General features: G+C 68.8%; 1 protein-coding gene. It reads left to right on the forward strand.

The annotated features are described in order from the left end of the window. The first annotated feature begins 70 nt into the window (after positions 1–70). A protein-coding gene (locus IO39_RS43345) for an IS3 family transposase (protein ID WP_439331504.1) occupies positions 71–1,287 on the forward strand; the annotation gives its coding sequence in 2 pieces (ribosomal slippage) (positions 71–383 and positions 383–1,287; 1,218 coding nt in all). Positions 1,288–1,319: the final 32 nt, after the last annotated feature.

Genomic DNA, 1,319 nt, shown 5'->3' on the forward strand with positions numbered 1-1,319 from the left:
CGGGCCCTGCCCCCGATGTGTGGACACCTTGAGTACCGGATGATGGAGATCCGGAGACAAGGAGTTCCACGTGGCGATGAAGTCGTATCCGCCGGAGTTCAAGGCGGACGCCGTCGCGTTGTACCTGTCCGATCCGGGACGGACGCTGGCCTCGGTGGCCGAGGATCTGGGGATCAGCCGGGAGACGCTGCGGAACTGGGTGCGTCAGGCGCAGGCGGATGGCAGCGCGGGCGCCAAGGCGCGGGGCCCGGCGAAGAAGCCGGTGCGGGGCCCGCTATCGTCCGACGACGTGCTGGAAGAGGAGAACAAGCAGCTCAGGGCCCGGGTCCGGGAGCTGGAGCTGGAGCGCGACATCCTGCGCCGGGCGGCCAAATATTTCGCGGGAGAGACGAACTGGTGAGCCGCTTCGCGTTCGTTGACGACCATCGCGACGCCTTTGGCGTCAAGCGGCTGTGCCGGGTGTTGAAGGTGTCGCGCTCGGGGTTCTACCGGTGGCGCAAGGCGGCGCCGGCCCGGGCGGAGCGGGCCGCGGGCGATGCGGCACTCGCCGCGGAGATCCGGCAGATTCATGGTGAGTTCGACGGCACCTACGGCAGTCCGCGCGTCACCGCCGAGCTGCAGGCCCGGGGTCACATGGTTAACCACAAGCGAGTGGCGCGGGTGATGCGGCGTGCCGGCATCGTCGGGCTGCACCTGCGCAAGAAGGTACGCACCACGGTGCCCGAGCCGTCCCATCGCCAGGTGCCCGACCTGATCCGCCGGGACTTCACTGCTCCCGCGCCGAACCAGCGTTACGTCGGCGACATCACCTACCTGCCCATCGGTGACGGGCAGTTCCTCTACCTGGCCACCGTGCTGGACTTGGGCTCACGCCGGCTGGCGGGCTGGTCGATCGCCGATCACATGCGCACCGAGCTGGTGACCGATGCGCTGCGCGCGGCCGCTGCGACGCGGGGCAGCCTGGACGGCGCGATCTTCCATGCCGATCATGGGGCGCAGTACACCTCGGCCGAGTTCGCCGCCGTGTGCGCCGAGCTCGGCGTGCGCCAGTCCAAGGGAGCCGTCGGGTCCAGCGCCGACAACGCTGCGGCAGAGGCCTTCAACGCCACGTTGAAACGCGAGACGCTGCAGGGTGCCAAGAGCTGGTCCTCGGCGCGTGAGGCCCGCTTGGCCGTCTTCAAGTGGATCACCCGCTACAACACCCGCAGGAGGCACTCCACACTCGGCTACCTCAGCCCCATCGACTACGAGCAGCAGACCACCGATAAGGTACTGCTCGCCGCATAACGCCCGGTGTCCACACTCCGGGGTGAGCCCCC

It is taken from the genome of Nonomuraea candida (assembly GCF_000725485.1).
GTDB classification, from domain to species: domain Bacteria; phylum Actinomycetota; class Actinomycetes; order Streptosporangiales; family Streptosporangiaceae; genus Nonomuraea; species Nonomuraea candida.